19 protein-coding genes are annotated in these 15,963 nt (G+C 67.4%); 13 read left to right on the forward strand and 6 right to left on the reverse strand.

The features are described 5' to 3' along the window. Nucleotides 1-62: 62 nt before the first annotated feature. Entirely contained in the window at nucleotides 63-1,292 is a 1,230-nt protein-coding gene (locus ABNX41_RS14555) for an argininosuccinate synthase (protein WP_438670455.1), read from the reverse strand. Nucleotides 1,293-1,457: 165 nt separating this feature from the next. Here ABNX41_RS14555 and ABNX41_RS14560 point away from each other — a divergent pair, with 165 nt between their 5' ends. Together ABNX41_RS14560 and ilvA are read left to right on the forward strand one after the other, a co-directional pair. Next, nucleotides 1,458-2,219 (forward strand): hypothetical protein, encoded by a 762-nt coding sequence (locus tag ABNX41_RS14560; RefSeq protein WP_438670456.1) that lies wholly within the window; start codon nucleotides 1,458-1,460, stop codon nucleotides 2,217-2,219. 39 nt (nucleotides 2,220-2,258) lie between these two features. Next, nucleotides 2,259-3,518, forward strand: a complete 1,260-nt coding sequence (gene ilvA, locus ABNX41_RS14565; protein ID WP_438670457.1) for a threonine ammonia-lyase IlvA — start codon at nucleotides 2,259-2,261, stop codon at nucleotides 3,516-3,518. Here ilvA and ABNX41_RS14570 read toward each other — a convergent pair. Together ABNX41_RS14570 and ABNX41_RS14575 are read right to left on the reverse strand one after the other, a co-directional pair. Further along, nucleotides 3,481-3,894: an Hpt domain-containing protein gene (locus ABNX41_RS14570; RefSeq protein WP_438670458.1), complete on the reverse strand. Its 414-nt coding sequence runs from the start codon at nucleotides 3,892-3,894 to the stop codon at nucleotides 3,481-3,483. The two genes, ilvA and ABNX41_RS14570, sit on opposite strands and share 38 nt — an antisense overlap. Nucleotides 3,895-4,302: 408 nt before the next feature. Continuing rightward, a complete protein-coding gene (locus ABNX41_RS14575) occupies nucleotides 4,303-4,656 on the reverse strand; it encodes an ArsR/SmtB family transcription factor (RefSeq protein ID WP_438670459.1) in 354 nt (117 codons plus the stop codon). A 227-nt stretch (nucleotides 4,657-4,883) separates the two neighbouring features. On the opposite strand from ABNX41_RS14575, the gene ABNX41_RS14580 reads away from it, so the two are divergent. The 5 genes from ABNX41_RS14580 (at nucleotide 4,884) to ABNX41_RS14600 (ending at nucleotide 7,524) form a co-directional block, all read left to right on the forward strand. Beyond that, nucleotides 4,884-5,270 (forward strand): AtpZ/AtpI family protein, encoded by a 387-nt coding sequence (locus ABNX41_RS14580; protein ID WP_438670460.1) that lies wholly within the window; start codon nucleotides 4,884-4,886, stop codon nucleotides 5,268-5,270. Nucleotides 5,271-5,314: 44 nt separating this feature from the next. Further along, nucleotides 5,315-6,025 carry a F0F1 ATP synthase subunit A gene (locus ABNX41_RS14585; RefSeq protein ID WP_438670483.1) on the forward strand — a complete coding sequence of 237 codons (711 nt, stop codon included), beginning with the start codon at nucleotides 5,315-5,317 and terminating at the stop codon, nucleotides 6,023-6,025. 46 nt (nucleotides 6,026-6,071) lie between these two features. Beyond that, a complete protein-coding gene (locus ABNX41_RS14590) occupies nucleotides 6,072-6,308 on the forward strand; it encodes a F0F1 ATP synthase subunit C (RefSeq protein WP_226936586.1) in 237 nt (78 codons plus the stop codon). Between the two features lie 90 nt (nucleotides 6,309-6,398). Then, on the forward strand, nucleotides 6,399-6,950 hold the full coding sequence (locus tag ABNX41_RS14595) for a F0F1 ATP synthase subunit B' (protein WP_438670461.1): 552 nt from the start codon (nucleotides 6,399-6,401) through the stop codon (nucleotides 6,948-6,950). A 4-nt stretch (nucleotides 6,951-6,954) separates the two neighbouring features. Further along, nucleotides 6,955-7,524: a F0F1 ATP synthase subunit B gene (locus tag ABNX41_RS14600; protein WP_438670462.1), complete on the forward strand. Its 570-nt coding sequence runs from the start codon at nucleotides 6,955-6,957 to the stop codon at nucleotides 7,522-7,524. A 171-nt stretch (nucleotides 7,525-7,695) separates the two neighbouring features. On the opposite strand, the gene ABNX41_RS14605 is transcribed toward ABNX41_RS14600, so the two are convergent. Together ABNX41_RS14605 and ABNX41_RS14610 are read right to left on the reverse strand one after the other, a co-directional pair. After that, a complete protein-coding gene (locus ABNX41_RS14605; RefSeq protein WP_438670463.1) occupies nucleotides 7,696-8,343 on the reverse strand; it encodes a YiaD family glycine zipper/OmpA-like lipoprotein in 648 nt (215 codons plus the stop codon). A 175-nt stretch (nucleotides 8,344-8,518) separates the two neighbouring features. Continuing rightward, a complete protein-coding gene (locus ABNX41_RS14610; RefSeq protein WP_438670464.1) occupies nucleotides 8,519-9,358 on the reverse strand; it encodes a methylated-DNA--[protein]-cysteine S-methyltransferase in 840 nt (279 codons plus the stop codon). Between the two features lie 159 nt (nucleotides 9,359-9,517). Here ABNX41_RS14610 and nth point away from each other — a divergent pair, with 159 nt between their 5' ends. Together nth and ABNX41_RS14620 are read left to right on the forward strand one after the other, a co-directional pair. Next, nucleotides 9,518-10,159 (forward strand): endonuclease III, encoded by a 642-nt coding sequence (gene nth, locus ABNX41_RS14615; protein WP_438670465.1) that lies wholly within the window; start codon nucleotides 9,518-9,520, stop codon nucleotides 10,157-10,159. Next, nucleotides 10,156-11,139 carry an adenosine kinase gene (locus ABNX41_RS14620; protein ID WP_438670466.1) on the forward strand — a complete coding sequence of 328 codons (984 nt, stop codon included), beginning with the start codon at nucleotides 10,156-10,158 and terminating at the stop codon, nucleotides 11,137-11,139. Before nth ends, ABNX41_RS14620 begins: the two co-directional genes overlap by 4 nt. A 113-nt stretch (nucleotides 11,140-11,252) precedes the next feature. Here ABNX41_RS14620 and ABNX41_RS14625 read toward each other — a convergent pair whose 3' ends face one another. Further along, nucleotides 11,253-12,308, reverse strand: coding sequence for a zinc ABC transporter substrate-binding protein (locus ABNX41_RS14625; RefSeq protein ID WP_438670467.1), 1,056 nt, complete (start codon nucleotides 12,306-12,308; stop codon nucleotides 11,253-11,255). Between the two features lie 69 nt (nucleotides 12,309-12,377). On the opposite strand from ABNX41_RS14625, the gene ABNX41_RS14630 reads away from it, so the two are divergent. From ABNX41_RS14630 to ABNX41_RS14645, 4 genes are all read left to right on the forward strand, one after another. Next, complete coding sequence (locus tag ABNX41_RS14630; RefSeq protein WP_438670468.1) at nucleotides 12,378-12,893, forward strand: Fur family transcriptional regulator; 516 nt, start codon at nucleotides 12,378-12,380, stop codon at nucleotides 12,891-12,893. Next, nucleotides 12,890-13,657 (forward strand): ATP-binding cassette domain-containing protein, encoded by a 768-nt coding sequence (locus tag ABNX41_RS14635; protein WP_438670469.1) that lies wholly within the window; start codon nucleotides 12,890-12,892, stop codon nucleotides 13,655-13,657. Before ABNX41_RS14630 ends, ABNX41_RS14635 begins: the two co-directional genes overlap by 4 nt. Next, entirely contained in the window at nucleotides 13,650-14,441 is a 792-nt protein-coding gene (locus tag ABNX41_RS14640; protein ID WP_438670470.1) for a metal ABC transporter permease, read from the forward strand. Before ABNX41_RS14635 ends, ABNX41_RS14640 begins: the two co-directional genes overlap by 8 nt. A gap of 110 nt (nucleotides 14,442-14,551) precedes the next feature. After that, nucleotides 14,552-15,649: a hypothetical protein gene (locus ABNX41_RS14645; protein ID WP_438670471.1), complete on the forward strand. Its 1,098-nt coding sequence runs from the start codon at nucleotides 14,552-14,554 to the stop codon at nucleotides 15,647-15,649. The last annotated feature ends 314 nt before the right edge of the window (nucleotides 15,650-15,963 follow it).

A 15,963-nucleotide genomic window follows, 5' to 3' on the forward strand; every position in this document is an offset into this window, starting at 1 on the left:
CATGCAAAAGGGCCGCAGGCGAAGCCGCGGCCCTTCGGGCAAGATTTCCCGGGCCTTTGGCCTTACTTTTTCGCCACCCGGGCGTTCCGGGTCGCGATCAGGCGCAGGCGCAGGGCGTTGAGCCGGATGAAGCCCGCCGCATCCTTCTGGTCGTAGGCGCCCGCGTCCTCTTCGAAGGTGACGTGCTTTTCGGAATACAGCGAATGATCCGACCAGCGCGCCACGGTGCGGGCGACACCCTTGTAAAGCTTCAGCTTCACCGTGCCGGTGACATGTTCCTGGGTCTTGTCGATCAGGGCCTGCAGCGCCTCGCGCTCGGGCGAGAACCAGAAGCCGTTGTAGATCAGTTCCGCATAGCGCGGCATGATCGAATCCTTCAGATGGCCCGCGCCGGAATCGAGCGTGATCTGCTCGATGCCGCGATGCGCCTCCAAGAGGATGGTGCCGCCGGGGGTCTCATAGACGCCGCGCGACTTCATGCCGACGAAGCGGTTTTCGACGAAATCCAAGAGGCCGATGCCGTGCTTGCCGCCCAGTTCGTTCAGGCGCGTCAGCATGGTGGCGGGCGAAAGCGCCTCGCCGTTCAGGGCGACGGCATCGCCTTTCTCGAAGGTCACTTCGATGAATTCGGGCGTGTTCGGCGCATCTTCCACCGCGACGATGCGCTGCGCCACATAATCCGGCGCCTCCTCGGCGGGGTTCTCAAGCACCGTGCCCTCGGACGAGGTGTGAAGCAGGTTCGCATCCACCGAGAACGGCGCCTCGCCGCGCTTGTTCTTGGCGATCGGGATCTGGTTCAGCTCGGCGAATTCCAGAAGCTTCGTGCGCGAGGTCAGGTCCCATTCGCGCCAGGGCGCGATGACCTGGATCGACGGGTCGAGCGCGGCCACCCCCAGTTCGAAGCGGACCTGGTCGTTGCCCTTGCCGGTGGCGCCATGGGCGGCGGCATCGGCGCCGGATTTCTGCGCGATCTCGACCAGGTATTTCGCGATCAGCGGCCGCGCGATCGAGGTGCCCAGCAGATAAAGCCCCTCGTAGACCGCATTGGCGCGGAACATCGGGAAGACGAAATCCTTCACGAATTCTTCGCGAAGATCCAGGACATGGATGTTTTCTTCCTTGATCCCCAGCATCAGCGCCTTCTGGCGCGCGGGCTCCAGCTCCTCGCCCTGGCCCAGGTCGGCGGTGAAGGTCACCACCTCGCAGCCATATTCGGTCTGAAGCCATTTGAGGATGATCGAAGTGTCGAGACCGCCGGAATAGGCCAGCACGACTTTCTTGGGCTTTTTCATGTTGAAAGGCTCCATCGCCGGTTTGGCCCGCGATTAGCGGGAATTGGCGGGAAGGGCAAGGGAAGCCCCTGCGGTGGAAGGGCGCGGTTGACAGTTCGCGCGGCACGGGGAAGGTGGGTGGGCAGCCGCAATCGGGCTGCTGCAAACGGGCAGGCGGGATCGGAGATGAAGGGCGTTCAGATTTTCAGGCATTCACTGTATCAGGTGATCGGCAACCTCGAAGGGGCGCTGCGCGTCTCGGCTCTGCCCTATCTGGCGCAGGTTCTTCTCAGCTATACGTTGCTCAGCCAGGCCGATATTCTTTCGCTTGAGGTCGGACTGGACGCGGATCCCGGGGCGCTGGATCCTTCGGTGCCGCTGCGGTTCACCGGCGTGGGGCTGGTCTCGCTGGTGGTCTCGCTCTGGATCACGGTGGCCTGGCATCGCTACATCCTGCTGAACGAACTGCCGCATGGCGTCGTGCCCGCCTTCCGGGGCGCGCAGATCTGGGCCTATTTCCTGCGGGTTCTGGGCTATGGGCTGATCCTGAGCCTGCTTTACATCCTGCTTGCGATGGTGGCGCAGATATTCCTCGGGCTCGAGGTGGTCGGTGTGCTTCTCTCGACACTGATCGTCATGGTGCCGCTTGTGGTGGTGGGGTTCCGGCTGTCGTCCGCTCTGCCCGGCGTGGCCATCGACGCGCCGCACGGCTTTCTGGCGGGTTGGGCCGCGACCGCGGAACAGACCGGCGATATCGCGCTTGTCGCGCTGATCGCGGTGGGGGCGAACCTGCTTCTGAACGCGATCGGCATGGCCCTTTTCTCGGGGCTGCCGATCTTTGGCTTCGTCTGGGACGTTGCGGCGGGCTGGTTCGTGACCATGGTGGGTGCGTCGATCCTGACCACGCTTTACGGCCATTACATCGAGGGGCGGGCTTTGCGTGGGTGAAGGCTTGCACCGGGGCGCGGGTTGCGCGATTGCTGGCGCATGACCGGAATCTCTCAAGCCTTCCCCCTGGCCGCCCTCGCCGCCACGCGCGCCCTGCGCCAGCTGTTTCCCGAAACGCCGCTGCAGCGCAACGACTTCCTGTCCGCGCGTTACGGGGCCGAGATCTGGCTCAAGCGCGAGGATCTGACGCCGGTGCGCAGCTACAAGCTGCGTGGCGCCTTCAACGCGATGCGCAAGGTCCGCACGTCGCGGCCCGAACAGCGGCTGTTCGTCTGCGCCAGCGCTGGAAACCACGCGCAGGGCATGGCCTTCGCCTGCCGCCATTTCGGCGTTCAGGGCACGATCTTCATGCCGGTGACCACGCCGCAGCAGAAGATCGACAAGACCCGCACCTTCGGGGGCGAGAATGTCACCATCGTTCTGGAAGGCGATTATTTCGACCAGACCCTTGCCGCCGCGCAGGCGTTCTGCGCCGAGCAGGGCGGCCATTTCCTTGCCCCCTTCGACGATGCGGATGTGATCGAGGGCCAGGCCAGCGTCGGGGTCGAGATGCTGGAACAGCTTGGCCGCGCGCCGGATCTGGTGGTCCTGCCGGTGGGGGGCGGCGGGCTGGCCTCGGGGGTGACCGGCTATCTGCGCGCCGCCGCGCCCGAAACCGCCTTCCGCTTCGTCGAGCCGGTGGGCGGCGCCAGCCTTCTGGGCGCGATCCTCGAGGGGCGTCCGGTGAAGCTGCCCAAGGTGAACAGCTTCGTCGACGGCGCCGCCGTGGCGCGGCTTGGCGATCTGACGTGGCAGCGGCTGGACTGGGCGTGCGAGGCCGATGTGCTGCTGGCACCCGAGGACCGGATCTGCATCACCATGCTTGAGATGCTGAATGTCGAGGGGATCGTGCTGGAGCCCGCGGGCGCGATGTCGGTCAATGTGCTGCAAGACATCGCCGAAGAGATACGGGGCAAGACCGTGGTCTGCGTCACCTCGGGCGGGAATTTCGATTTCGAGCGCCTGCCCGAGGTCAAGGAACGCGCGCAACGCTATGCCGGGCTGAAGAAATATTTCATTCTGCGCATGCCGCAGCGCCCGGGTGCCTTGCGCGAATTCCTGACCATGCTGGGGCCGGAGGACGATGTGAGCCGGTTCGAATATCTGAAGAAATCGGCGCGCAACTTCGGCTCGATCCTGATCGGGATCGAGACCAAGCGGGCCGAGAATTTCGCGGCCTTCACCGCGCGGATGGAAGAGGCGGCCTTCGCCTATCGCGACATCACCGATGACGAGGCGCTGACCGAGATTCTGGTCTGAGCCCCCCGCCCGCCGCGCCGCGCGACAAGGCGGCAAGCAGGGCATCGCGCGAGACGGTATAGACCCGCGCCAGTTCGTCCAGGTCGACGGGAAAACCGGCGGCGCGCCCCGGTTGCGGCGCCCCCCCGTTGGTGGTCGCGGCAAGGCCCGCCGCCCGCTCGCCTTGCTGGCACAGGGCGGCAAAGGCCCGCAGCCCCAGGTTCAGCGCGCTGCCCTTGAGGAAATGGAGCTGCGCCTCCAGCTCGGCCGCCGACAGCCCGGGGCCCAGGCCCGAGATCACCTCGTCGGTTTCGTCGAGAAAGACCGAGACGACCGAACCGAGGTCGTCCTCGCCGATTTCCTCATGCAATTCGTCCAGCCTGTCGCGATCGATCATGACATCCCTCGGCTGGGTCAGGCTTTGGCTCAGCCGGTCCTTGATTCGCCCGGGGCCTGGCACCCGGTCGCCCCGCGGCAAAGCTCGCAGCCCTTCGTTAAGATCCGGTTGCCGGGGGCCCCTGGCCGGGGCGCCCGCCGCCCGGCCCCGCGTCAGATCCCCTTCTTGCGGATCGAGGAGAAGATCTGCTCGAACGCGATCACGAAGAGTAAGCGGTCTCTGGGCAACCCTCGCAGCCATCGCCAGCGGCCACCCGCAAAGCCGCATCGACGACCTGCTGCCCTGGGACTTCAGGCCGTCAAGCTAAGCTGCACGCGCTGCCCAGAGGCCGCTTACCTTAGACCTTACTCCCCCGGATACCAAGGTCGGTGCGTCTGGTGCATTGCCCGAAACATCTCCGAAAGGGGCTCACGCATCCTCTGCGCCCGCGCGGGGTTCCAGTTCCTGCGCCAGGAACCGCTCGAAGGCATCCAGATCGACGGGCTCGAACTGCCCGAACCCCTGCATCCAGACCGAGGCCGCGCGCAAGGCATCCGGCTCCAGCCGACACCAGACCACCCGCCCGCGCCGCTCACGCGAGATCAGCCCGGCCTCGGTCAATACGTTCAGGTGTTTCGAGATCGCGGCCAGGCTCATCTCGAAAGGGTCGGCGACATCGGTCACCGCCATGTCGTCTTCCAGAAGCATCGACAGGATCCTGCGCCGAGTCGGATCGGCGAGGGCGGCAAAGACCGTGTCGAGGCGGGTCGAAGGGGGCAACATGGAGCGACTATCCCCGCGCGCCGGACAACGATCAACCGCAAAGTTGAATATGCGGGGCAGGGCGGATCCCGGGTTTGGAAGGCGCGGGTCGGGGCGCGCCGGGTGGGCGAAACCATATACCATATTGAAATGACGTATTAATTCATCATGCCCGGTGCCCTCACGAATGGTTGACTCGGTTTCTGCACCCGCATAGAACCCTTGCCAGAGCCGAAGGGGGTCTCGTCATGGCTTCGGATCCCGATCCCGACAGGTTACGCGCGCTGGATGAGCGGATCGCGAAACTGAAAGGGGCGCCGAAGAAGACGGGGCAATCGACGGCGAAGGGTTTCTCGCAGGGCGAGGTGGCCTGGAGGATGGTGATCGAGCTGGCCACCGGCATCGCGGTGGGAACCGGCATCGGCTACGGGCTGGACCGGCTGTTCGGCACGCTGCCCGTCTTCCTGGTGATCCTGTCGCTTTGCGGCTTCGCGGCGGGGGTGCGCACCATGATGGGCACCGCGCGCGAGGTGGAGGAAAAACGTGTGGCCGAGGCCGCGCGGCACGACGGGGCGGCGCCGGGCGCGCCCTCGGATGACAACGGGGCGGCATCGGCCGCCGGACGCGAGGGGTAGAGATCGTGGCGACTGAAGGCGGAAGCGGCTTTGCCATCCATCCGATGGACCAGTTCATCATCAAGCCGCTGTTCGGTGACGGCCCGGTGCAGTGGTATACGCCCACCAACGTGACCCTGTGGATGGCGATCGCCATCCTCTGCGTCTTCGCGCTTTTCGTGCTTGCCACCCGCCATCGCAGCATCATCCCGACCCGGCTTCAGTCGGTGGCCGAGGTCTTCTACGGCTTCATCCACAATATGGTCGAGGAGGTTGCCGGTCATGACGGCGTGAAATACTTCCCCTATGTGATGACGCTGTTCCTGTTCATCCTGCTGTCGAACCTTGTCGGCCTGATCCCGATGAGCTTCACCTCCACCTCGCATATCGGGGTGACGGCGGGCCTGGCGCTGCTGGTCTTCTTCGGCGTCACGCTGATCGGCATCGCGCGCAAGGGGCTGGGCTTCTTCTCGATGTTCTGGGTCACCTCGGCGCCGCTCGCGCTGCGCCCGGTCCTGGCGGTGATCGAGGTCATCTCCTACATCATGCGCCCGGTTTCGCATTCGATCCGTCTGGCGGGCAACTTGATGGCGGGCCATGCGGTGCTGAAGGTCTTCGCGGGCTTCGCCTCGATGGCGGTGGTCGCCCCGGTGGCCGTGGGCGCCGCGACCGCGATCTACGCGCTCGAACTGCTGGTGGCCTTCGTCCAGGCCTATGTCTTCACCATTCTGACCTGCGTCTATCTGAAGGACGCGGTGGGCGACGCCCACCACTAAAGGTCCGAACCCTATCCAAGCCATTCCAACCAAAGGAGTCTACGACATGGAAGGCGAACTCGCTCTGCTCGGCAAATACATCGGTGCAGGCCTTGCGGCCTTCGGTCTGGCCGGCGCCGGCCTTGGCGTCGGTAACATCGTCGGCAAGTTCCTCGAAGGTGCGCTGCGCAACCCGTCGGCGGCACCGGGCCAGACCGCTAACCTCTTCGTCGGCATCGCCTTTGCCGAAGCGCTCGGGATCTTCTCGTTCCTGATCGCGCTTCTGCTGATGTTCGCCGTCTGATCCTTCTGACGTCTCGCATGAGGTGGGCGCCGGGGCGGGAAACGACCCCGGCGCCGCTTCAGGTTTCAGAAGCTCCGACGGAGAACCCATATGGAAACCGAAATCCCTGCCAGCGGCACGGCAAGCACCTGCCTCAACGCGGATGGCGGCGCCATCGGCATGCCGCAGCTTTGCGTGGACTGGCTTCCGAACCAGGTGTTCTGGCTGCTGGTCGCGCTGGTCGTGCTGTTTCTCATCCTGTCGCGCATCGCGCTGCCGCGCATCGGCGCCATCCTGGCCGAGCGCAAGGGCACGATCACCAGCGACCTTGCTGCGGCCGAAGAGCTGAAGCTCAAGGCCCAGGACGCGGAAAAGGCCTATAACGAGGCGCTGGCCACGGCGCGGAGCGAAGCCGCGAAGATCGTGGCGTCGGCCCGGGCCGAGATCCAGAAGGATCTGGATGCGGCCACCGCGAAGGCCGATGCCGAGATCGCGGCCAAGACCGCCGAATCGGAGCGCAGGATCGCCGGGATCAAGGCGGGCGCGCTTGAGGCGGTGGAAGCCGTCGCCAGGGATACCGCGGCCGAACTGGTCGGCTATCTTGGCGGTGCGGCGGATGCCGAGGCCATCGGGGCTGCCGTCGCGGCACGCGTGAAAGGGTAAGGCGATGAAGAAACTCTCCATCCTGCTCGTCCCGGTCGCGCTGTCGGTGATCTCTGGTCCCGCACTTGCGGCTTCCGGCCCGTTCTTCTCGCTGGGCAACACCGATTTCATCGTGTTGCTGGCTTTCATCGTCTTCGTGGGCATCCTGCTTTACGCGGGTGTTCCGGGCAAGCTCGCCGGTCTTCTGGACCGCCGGGCCGAGACCATCAAGGCAGAGCTGGCCGAGGCCAAGGCGCTGCGCGAAGAGGCGAAGGCCATCCTTGCCTCATATGAGCAGAAGCACAAGGAAGTGAAGGAACAGGTCGACCGCATCGTGGCTTCGGCCTCGGCCGAGGCGAATGCCGCCATGGTCAAGGCCAAGGACGATCTGGCGGTCTCGATCGCCCGTCGCCTTGCCGCCGCCGAAGAGCAGATCGCCGCCGCCGAGGCCAGCGCCCTGCGCGAGGTGCGCGAGCGCGCGGTTTCGGTCGCGGTTTCGGTCGCCGGTGAGGTTCTGGCCCGCCAGAACACCGCCGAAAGCGCCAGCGCCTCGATCGATGCGGCCATCGAACAGGTCGGCGCAAGGCTGCACTGATCCTGTCGCGATCCTGGTGAAATGCAAGGCCCCGCCGGTCGCTCGGCGGGGCCTTTGCCTTTGGCGCAAGGCTCCGGGACGGGGTCACATGGAATGGAAAAGGGTCGGGAGCTTTCCCGACCCTTCCGCATTCTTCCCGGGGCCCATCCCGGGGGCCGGAAAACCGTCGCCTCAGTTGGTCGGGCGGATGAAGATCTCGACCCGGCGGTTCTGGGCGCGGCCCTCGGCGGTGTTGTTCGAGGCGATCGGCTCGTTGAAACCCCGGCCAGAGGCCGTCAGCCGCGCCGAGGGCACGCCCGCATTGCGCAGGATCGTGGCCACGGACGAGGCACGGCGCTGCGATAGATCCATGTTGTAGGAGGCCGAGCCGGTGTTGTCGGTGTGGCCGACGACCTCGATCCGGCTTTGCGGATATTTCAGCAGGCTCGCCGCGACCGAATTCAGGTCGCGCGTCAGCGAGGGACTGACCGTCGCGCTGTCGGTGGCGAAGAGCAGTGCCTCGGGCATGTTGACGACAAGATGGTCGCCGCGATTGGTCACCGTGATCCCGGGCGAAAGCGTGCCGCGCAATTCCGCCGCCTGCTGGTCCAGCGAATAGCCGATGGCCGCCCCGGCGATGCCGCCGACCACGCCGCCGATCACGGCCTTTTCCAGCTTGTCGTCATTGGCGGTCGCCCCGGCCAGAACCGCGCCCGAGACGGCGCCGATCAGCGCGCCCTGTTTCTGGCGCGCGTTGGGATCGTCATAGGCATAGGGATCGACGCAGGCCGACAGGGCGATCAGGCCGGAAAGGCCCAGGACAAGAGAGGTTTTCGTCATGACATATGCTCACAGCCTTTGGGGTGGTCCGGCTTGTCGCTTGCCGGGCTCGACCCTTGGAATAGCAGTTTTCGCGGCTTCGGGACAGGGGGGGCATCATGGCGGGCGGGGTTCTGCCGTCAAGATCGCGTGGGGTCGTGCGGGCGGCCCAGGCCTTGTCGGCCCAAGTGTCGCGTTACAGGCCCGAGCGCGCGGCCTCCCAGGCCAGGATGGCGCGTTTCTGCCTCAGCCCCCAGTGATAGCCGCCAAGCGCGCCGTCGCGGCGGATCACCCGATGGCAGGGGATGAGGAAGCTGACCGGATTGCGCCCGACCGCCGTGCCGACGGCGCGCTGCGCGGTGGGGCGGCCGACGGCGCGGGCGATCTCGGAATAGGTGGTGACATGGCCCGAGGGGATACGCAAAAGCGCCTCCCATACCTTGATCTGGAACGGGGCGCCGATCAGGTGCAGCCGGGGCGCGGCGCTGCAATCGGCGGCCAGAGCCGCCTCGGCCAGCGGGCGCAGGCCGGTTTCGTCCCGAAGGTAGCGGGCCCGGGGCCAGCGCGCGGCCAGATCCTCGAACCCCGCCGCCTCGCCGCTCTCGGCGGTCAGGCCGATGCCGCAGATCCCCCGCGCCGTCGCCATCACCATGGCGGGGCCGAAGGGGCTGTTGAACATGCCCCAGCGGATCTCCAGCCCTTCGCCCGCGCGGGCATATTCGCCCGGGCTCATCGCCTCCCAGGTCAGGAACAGGTCGTGAAGCCGCCCCGGACCCGAAAGCCCCGCCGCCTCGGCGGTCTCAAGCGTGGTATGGCGGTCGGCCAGAAGCTCGCGCGCGAGATCGAGCGTCAGATATTGCTGATACCGCTTGGGGCTGACCCCGACCCAGGCCGAGAAGACGCGCTGGAAATGCGCGGGCGACATGTCCATGCGCCGGGCCAGATCCTCAAGCGTCACGCCCGGCCCGCTGCGGTCGATCTCGTCCAGCGCGCGGGCGATGACGCCATGGTGGTAACCGGGGCTGAGGTCGTGCATCAAGGCTCTCCTTCGGCGCGCGGGGAAAGGGGCCGGGCGCGGGTCGGGGCAGTCTAGCCGCCCACCCTGGGGCGCGCGACCCGGATCCTGCGGTTTTCGCATCAGGGGCGCCCGCCCGGACGGCTTGCCGACCGGGCCATCGCCGTGGCAGGAGGGGGCATGGCCCGGCAACTCGATTATCCCAGCATGCACGCCATCTTCACCCGGTTTCGCGAGATCGAGGCCGAGCCGAAGGGCGAACTCGACCATACCAACGCCTTCACCCTTCTGGTGGCGGTGGCGCTGTCGGCGCAGGCGACCGACAAGGGGGTGAACCGCGCCACGCGCGATCTGTTTTCCATCGCCGACACGCCGGAAAAGATGCTCGCGCTTGGGGAAGAGCGGCTGATCGAGTATATCAGGACCATCGGCCTTTACCGCAACAAGGCCAAGAACGTCATCAAGCTGAGCCAGCGGCTGATCGAGGATTTCGGCGGCGAGGTGCCGTCCTCGCGCGCGGCGCTGGTGACGCTGCCGGGGGTGGGGCGCAAGACCGCCAATGTGGTCCTGAACATGTGGTTCCGCATCCCCGCCCAGGCGGTGGACACCCATATCTTCCGCATCGGCAACCGCACCGGCATCTGCCCCGGTCGCGACGAGGCCGCGGTCGAGCGCGCGATCGAGGACAACGTGCCCGCCGAGTTTCAGCAGCACGCCCATCACTGGCTTATCCTGCACGGCCGGTATATCTGCGTGGCGCGCAAACCGAAATGCGGCATCTGTCCGATCCGCGAATGGTGCCTTTTCGAGGAGAAGACATGAAATCCTACCAGGTTGTCGGCATCGGCAATGCCATCGTCGACGTGCTTTCGACGGCGGACGACAGCTTTCTCGACCTGATGGGGATCGAGAAGGGCATCATGCAGCTTGTGGAACGCGAGCGGGGCGAGATGCTTTACGGCGCCATGAACGAGCGCCGCCAGGCCCCCGGCGGATCGGTGGCGAATACGGTGGCGGGGCTGGGGGCGCTTGGGCTTTCGACGGCCTTCATCGGGCGGGTGCATGACGATGCGCTCGGCCGGTTCTACGCGCGCTCGATGGCGTCCGAAGGCACCGATTTCGTCAACCCGCCGGTGCCGGGGGGGGAGTTGCCGACCTCGCGCTCGATGATCTTCGTCTCGCCCGATGGCGAGCGGTCGATGAACACCTATCTGGGGATCTCGTCCGAGCTTGGGCCCGACGACGTCTCGGGCCAGGTGGCGGGGGGCGCGGGGATCCTGTTCCTTGAGGGCTATCTCTACGACAAGCCCAAGGGCAAGCAGGCCTTCGAGCGGGCGGCGAAACTGACCCGCGCGGGCGGCGGCAAGGCCGGGATCGCGCTGTCGGACCCGTTCTGCGTCGACCGCCACCGCGCGGATTTCCGGCGGCTGGTGAAGGACCTCGACTACGTCATCGGCAACGAGCACGAATGGGCCTCGCTCTACCAGAGCGACCTGTCTTCGGCGCTGGAGCAGGCGGCGCGGGATGCGGGGCTGGTGGTCTGCACCCGCTCGGGCTCCGAGGTGATCGTGATCGAGGGCGAGGCCCAGGCGGTGGTGCCCGTGAACCGCGTGGTGCCGGTGGATGCGACCGGGGCGGGCGACCAGTTCGCGGCGGGCTTCATCTACGGGCTGGCGACCGGGGCGCCGCTGGAGGTCGCGGGCCGGATGGGTTGCGTGGCGGCGGCCGAGGTGATCGGCCATTTCGGCGCCCGGCCCGAGACGGATGTGAAGGCGCTGTTCCGCGCGGCGGGCCTGGTCTGAGCCGGGCCCCTCGGCTGGACGGGCCTCTGTCCGACCGAGTCCTGGCCTGAATGCGAACGGGCGGGGCCATGGCCCCGCCCGCTTTCCGTTCCGCGCCTTCGGCTCGGGTGGCTTCAATCCCCAAGGCAATCCGCAAAGCTCTGCGCGGCGCCGGTCAGCAGATCGGCATAAAGCGCGGGTCCCGGCTCCAGCGTGGACCCGACCGGATCGAGGCTGGCGCCGATGCGGGCGCCGCTGCCCTCGGCCAGTTGGGTCAGGTGTGCAGGGTCGTGCTGGGCCTCGGGGAAGAGGCAGAGGATTTCCCCGGCCTCGACGCGGGCGCGCAAGGCGCTCAGATGGCGCGCGCCGGGGGCCGAGGCATCGCCGAGCGCAACGGATCCGGCCGAGGTCAGCCCGTAGTGGGTGGCGAAATAGCCCCATGCGTCATGCGCCGTGGCGAAGGGCTTGTCCCGCACCGGGGCGAGCAGGGCGCGGGCCTCGGCATCGGCGGATTCGATCATCTCCGCCATGGCGGCGGCATTCGCGGCATAATGTGCGGCGTTTTCCGGGTCGAGCCGCGACAGTTCAGCCGCGATCGCCACAAGCCAGAGGCGGCCGTTCCCGGGGTCGAGCCAGGCATGGGGATCGGTGCCGCTGTGGTCATGCCCGTCATGGTCGCCTTGGTCGTGATCATGCGCGTGATCGTCGTGGTCATGCGTGTCCTCGGCATGATCGTGGTGCGAACCGCCGTCATGGTCATGATGCCCGTGGTCGTCATGGTCATCGTCATGCTCGTCATGGTCATCCGCCGCCTGCGCGCCGTAATCCTGCAGATGGGTGCCCTTGGCCTCCAGCAGTTCCAGCACCGCCGCATCCGCCGGGCGGTTCTTCAGCGCGCCGTCCAGCCAGGGCGTCAGCCTGGGGCTGACCAGCACCACCAGATCGGCCCGGGCGATCTGCCCCGCCTGCGAGGGCCGGAGCTGGAAATGATGTTCCGAGGCGCCCTTTTCCAAAAGCAAGACCGGCGTGCCCAGATCCCCCATCACCGAGGCCACCAGCGAATGCACCGGCGGGATGTCGGTCACCACCTGCGGCACCTCGGCCTGCGCCGGGCCCGCCAGCGCAAGGCCGAGCATGAGGGCTGACAGCGCCTTGGCGCTGGCTGTGGGCTTCGATATGATATAACGCATGGATCGGGCCTTTCCATTCTGGATCGCCCTGCTATCTATGTAATATCATAACACGTCAAGGGGGTTCGGATGCATCAGCGTGACGATGATTGCCCCGGCTGCGCCGATCCCGGCGCCGCCTTTGCCGCCCATGACCATGCCCATTGCGCGGACGACGTGCTGGCGCGTGCCGATGCGCTGGCGGCGCGTTCGGGTGTCAGGCTGACGCCGGTCCGGCGCCGGGTGCTTGAGATCCTGCTGGAGAACCACCGTGCCATTGGGGCCTACGATGTCCTGAAGCGTCTGGCCGCCGAAGGGTTCGGCAACCAGCCCCCCGTGGCCTATCGCGCGCTGGAATTCCTGACCGAACAGGGGCTTGTCCACCGCATTCGCCGGTTGAACGCCTTCATGGCCTGCATGCATCCGGGCGAGGATCACGCGCCCGCCTTCCTGATCTGCCGCGCCTGCGATGCGGTGGCCGAGGCCCACGGCGCCCCGGTGCGCGCGGCGCTGAACAAGGCGGCGGCAGAGGTGGGCTTTCTGGTCGAACGCGCCACGGTCGAGGCGCTTGGCCTTTGTCCCGCCTGCCGCGAGGCCGGGGCATGAGCCTGATCGAGGCGCGCCGGATCTGCGTCCGCCTCGGCGGGGCCGAGATCCTGCATGAGGTCTCGCTCTCGGTCGGCGCGGGCGAGATCGTGACCATCCTGGGCCCCAACGGCTCGGGCAAGTCGACGCTGCTGCGTGCGCTTCTGGGCATCGTGCCGCTGGCGGCGGGCCGGGTGACGCGCGCGCCCGGTCTGCGCATCGGCTATGTGCCGCAAAAGCTCGGCATCGACCGATCAATGCCGCTCAGCCTGCGGCGGTTCCTGTCGCTGCCGCGCCGGGTGAGCGATGCCGAGGCCGTGGCCGCGCTGGCCCGGGTCGGGCTGGAGGGGCGGGGCGGGCTGATGATGGCCGCGCTGTCGGGCGGGCAGATGCAGCGCGCGCTTCTGGCGCGGGCGCTGCTGGAGCGGCCGCAGATCCTGATCCTCGACGAGCCGACCCAGGGGCTCGACCAGCCGGGCGAGGCGGCCTTCTACCGGCTGATCGAAGAGGTCCGGGCCGAGACCGGCGCGGCGGTCCTGATGGTCAGCCACGATCTGCATGTCGTCATGGCGGCCAGCGACCGGGTGATCTGCCTGAACGGCCATATCTGCTGCGAGGGCGCGCCCGAGGTGGTGTCCTCGGCTCCGGAATACCGTGCGCTTTTCGGCATGGGCACCAGGGGGGCGCTGGCGCTTTACCGCCACGATCACGATCACGATCACGACCATTCCGGGCCGGTCGATCACCACCATCATCATGATCAAGGCGGGCACGGCCATGTTTGACGATTTCCTGCTGCGCGCCGGGCTCGCGGGGGTGGGGCTGTCGCTGGCGACGGGGCCGCTCGGCTCTTTCGTGGTCTGGCGGCGCATGGCCTATTTCGGCGATGCGACCGCCCATGCCGCCATCCTGGGCGTGGCGCTGGCGCTGGCGAGCGATCTGCCCATCGTCGCGGGCACCATGGTCGTGGCGCTGGCCATGGCGGTGACGGTGGCGACGCTTGCGGCCAAGGGTTGGGCGATGGACACGACGCTTGGCGTTCTGGCGCATTCCGCGCTGGCCTTCGGGCTGGTGGCGGTCAGTTGGTTTCCGGCGGTGCGGACCGATCTGTCGGCCTATCTCTTCGGCGATATCCTTGCGGTGTCGCGCGGGGATCTGGCGCTGGTCTGGGGCGGCGCGGTGCTGGTCGTGTCGCTGATCGTCTGGCGCTGGCAGGCGCTTTTGACCTGCACGCTGGACGAGGATCTGGCCCATGCCTCGGGCCTTGTGCCCGATCGCGAGCGGATGGTGCTGGTCGTCGCGCTGGCGGTCGTGGTGGCGCTGGCGCTGAAGGTGGTGGGCGCGCTCTTGATCGCGGCCATGCTGATCATCCCGGCGGCGGCGGCGCGCGGCCTTGCCCGCAGCCCCGAGGCGATGGCCCTGGGCGCGGTGGCGGTGGGGGCGGTCTCGGTGGGGGCGGGGCTGGGCTTCTCGCTTTGGCAGGACACGCCCGCGGGCCCGTCGATCATCGCGGTGGCGGCGGTGATCTTCGCGCTTTCGGCCGCGCTTTCCAACCGTCGCGGGGGGTAGGCGCGGCCCTCTCCCGATCTCGCCGCAAGCCCGCCCGAAACCGGCCCCAATCCCATGCCACAGGCAGGAGGGCGGCACGACCGGAGAGGCGGGGCCGGAGAGGTGAGGCGATGCGCGGTTTCATGGTGATTGCAGGGGTGATCTTCGGATTCGTCCCGGTGCTCGGCTATCTGGTCTTCGACTATACCATGCAGAACCGCTGGGCCCGGGCCCAGGGTGATGCCGCGATTTCCTTCACAAGCTATATCGGGGCCTGGATCGACCTGGCGCGCGGCGACGAGGATACGGGCCCGCCCAAGGGGCTAGCGGCCATGCTGCCGAAGGCGCCCGAGGGTTGGACCACCCGCGATGTCCTGCCGCCCGATCATGCCGCCATCGGTGCGGCGGACCTGCCCGAGGCGGCGCGTCGCCTTGCGCTGGACGCCTATGAGGACGGGCGCGTCCGGGGGGCGGCCTTCGCGCGCAAGGTCTATGAGGCGCCCTCCGGCCCGATCGCGGTGGAACTGACGCGCTATCCCAATTCCATCTTCACCAGCTTCATGGCCATGGCCGCGAAGCTGGAGGTCGAGATGGCCGCCGATGCGATCGGGGGTCGCGACTTCATGACTGTCCGGGGCTTCGACCTGTATGAGGCACCGATGCCGGGCGGTGCTCCGGTGCGGGTGTTCCATGGCCATATGAATGCGCAGATGAACCTGCGGGTGACCGCCCCCGCGACCGCGCCCAATGCCGAGATCGTCGAGCTGATGAGCAGGCTGCATGTCCCGGCGATGAACGCCGACCTGGCCCGCCCGATCCCCGGAATGGGCGAGGTGCCGGTGATTGTGCTGGCGGGGGAGCTTGGCGTCGAAGGACTGCGGCGGCGCGCGGCCGAACGCGCGGCGGCGGCGGCGGCGGAGCGCGAGGCCGAACGGCTGCGCGAGGAAGCGGCGGCAGAGCCGGAGGCGGAGGTCGAGGCCGATCCGCTTGGCGAGGATCTGCCCGCGTTCTCCGGCCCTTCGGCCACGGCGCCCGCCGCGCCCGAAGTCGAAACCGCGCCCGAGGTCGAGGCTGAAAGGGCCGTGCGCGAGGAACCCGCGCCGGAGGAGGAGGGGCCCGTTGCGCCGGCAAGACCGGGTCTCTTGAAGACCGAGGGCGGCACCGGCGGCTTCGGCGGGGATTGCCGGATCGAAAACGGCAGGAAGCTTTGCGGGCTGTCAGGAAACTAGGCGGGGCGGGCGCATGGGCCCGGTCTCGGTCTTGGCAAATGGCATGCCACGGCTGGGCGCATTCCGAAAGGCTTGCCTGGATGCCACGCCGGTTCCTGGCGGAAGGGGGGGATTAAACGGCAAACCCGGCCCCCGCCATGGGACGGGGGCCAAGCCATTCGCTACTGTGATCACTCGCTATTGGGATACCGGAAAAACATTTACAAACATACCACTTACGCCACGAGCACCGGTAACTTCGGTCGGAGCCACCGACCCGGACCCCAGATGCGCCGACCGGCTGCAAGCTGAGCCGAGGGGCGCATGCCATCCGA

Origin of the sequence: Pseudogemmobacter sonorensis (assembly GCF_042762395.1) — a bacterium.
In the GTDB taxonomy this organism is placed as follows: domain Bacteria; phylum Pseudomonadota; class Alphaproteobacteria; order Rhodobacterales; family Rhodobacteraceae; genus Pseudogemmobacter; species Pseudogemmobacter sonorensis.

Excerpts from the sequence above, each read along its gene's own strand:
- ABNX41_RS14595 (WP_438670461.1), top strand. The coding sequence starts at position 6,399 with ATGGAAACCGAAATCCCTGCCAGCGGCACGGCAAGCACCTGCCTCAAC.
- ABNX41_RS14575 (WP_438670459.1), bottom strand. The coding sequence starts at position 4,656 with ATGTTGCCCCCTTCGACCCGCCTCGACACGGTCTTTGCCGCCCTCGCC.
- ABNX41_RS14610 (WP_438670464.1), bottom strand. The coding sequence starts at position 9,358 with ATGCACGACCTCAGCCCCGGTTACCACCATGGCGTCATCGCCCGCGCG.
- ABNX41_RS14640 (WP_438670470.1), top strand. The coding sequence starts at position 13,650 with ATGTTTGACGATTTCCTGCTGCGCGCCGGGCTCGCGGGGGTGGGGCTG.
- ABNX41_RS14570 (WP_438670458.1), bottom strand. The coding sequence starts at position 3,894 with ATGATCGATCGCGACAGGCTGGACGAATTGCATGAGGAAATCGGCGAG.
- ABNX41_RS14620 (WP_438670466.1), top strand. The coding sequence starts at position 10,156 with ATGAAATCCTACCAGGTTGTCGGCATCGGCAATGCCATCGTCGACGTG.
- ABNX41_RS14600 (WP_438670462.1), top strand. The coding sequence starts at position 6,955 with ATGAAGAAACTCTCCATCCTGCTCGTCCCGGTCGCGCTGTCGGTGATC.
- ABNX41_RS14635 (WP_438670469.1), top strand. The coding sequence starts at position 12,890 with ATGAGCCTGATCGAGGCGCGCCGGATCTGCGTCCGCCTCGGCGGGGCC.
- ABNX41_RS14645 (WP_438670471.1), top strand. The coding sequence starts at position 14,552 with ATGCGCGGTTTCATGGTGATTGCAGGGGTGATCTTCGGATTCGTCCCG.
- ABNX41_RS14590 (WP_226936586.1), top strand. The coding sequence starts at position 6,072 with ATGGAAGGCGAACTCGCTCTGCTCGGCAAATACATCGGTGCAGGCCTT.
- ABNX41_RS14560 (WP_438670456.1), top strand. The coding sequence starts at position 1,458 with ATGAAGGGCGTTCAGATTTTCAGGCATTCACTGTATCAGGTGATCGGC.
- ABNX41_RS14630 (WP_438670468.1), top strand. The coding sequence starts at position 12,378 with ATGCATCAGCGTGACGATGATTGCCCCGGCTGCGCCGATCCCGGCGCC.
- ABNX41_RS14555 (WP_438670455.1), bottom strand. The coding sequence starts at position 1,292 with ATGAAAAAGCCCAAGAAAGTCGTGCTGGCCTATTCCGGCGGTCTCGAC.
- ilvA (WP_438670457.1), top strand. The coding sequence starts at position 2,259 with ATGACCGGAATCTCTCAAGCCTTCCCCCTGGCCGCCCTCGCCGCCACG.
- nth (WP_438670465.1), top strand. The coding sequence starts at position 9,518 with ATGGCCCGGCAACTCGATTATCCCAGCATGCACGCCATCTTCACCCGG.
- ABNX41_RS14585 (WP_438670483.1), top strand. The coding sequence starts at position 5,315 with ATGGACCAGTTCATCATCAAGCCGCTGTTCGGTGACGGCCCGGTGCAG.
- ABNX41_RS14625 (WP_438670467.1), bottom strand. The coding sequence starts at position 12,308 with ATGCGTTATATCATATCGAAGCCCACAGCCAGCGCCAAGGCGCTGTCA.
- ABNX41_RS14605 (WP_438670463.1), bottom strand. The coding sequence starts at position 8,343 with ATGACGAAAACCTCTCTTGTCCTGGGCCTTTCCGGCCTGATCGCCCTG.
- ABNX41_RS14580 (WP_438670460.1), top strand. The coding sequence starts at position 4,884 with ATGGCTTCGGATCCCGATCCCGACAGGTTACGCGCGCTGGATGAGCGG.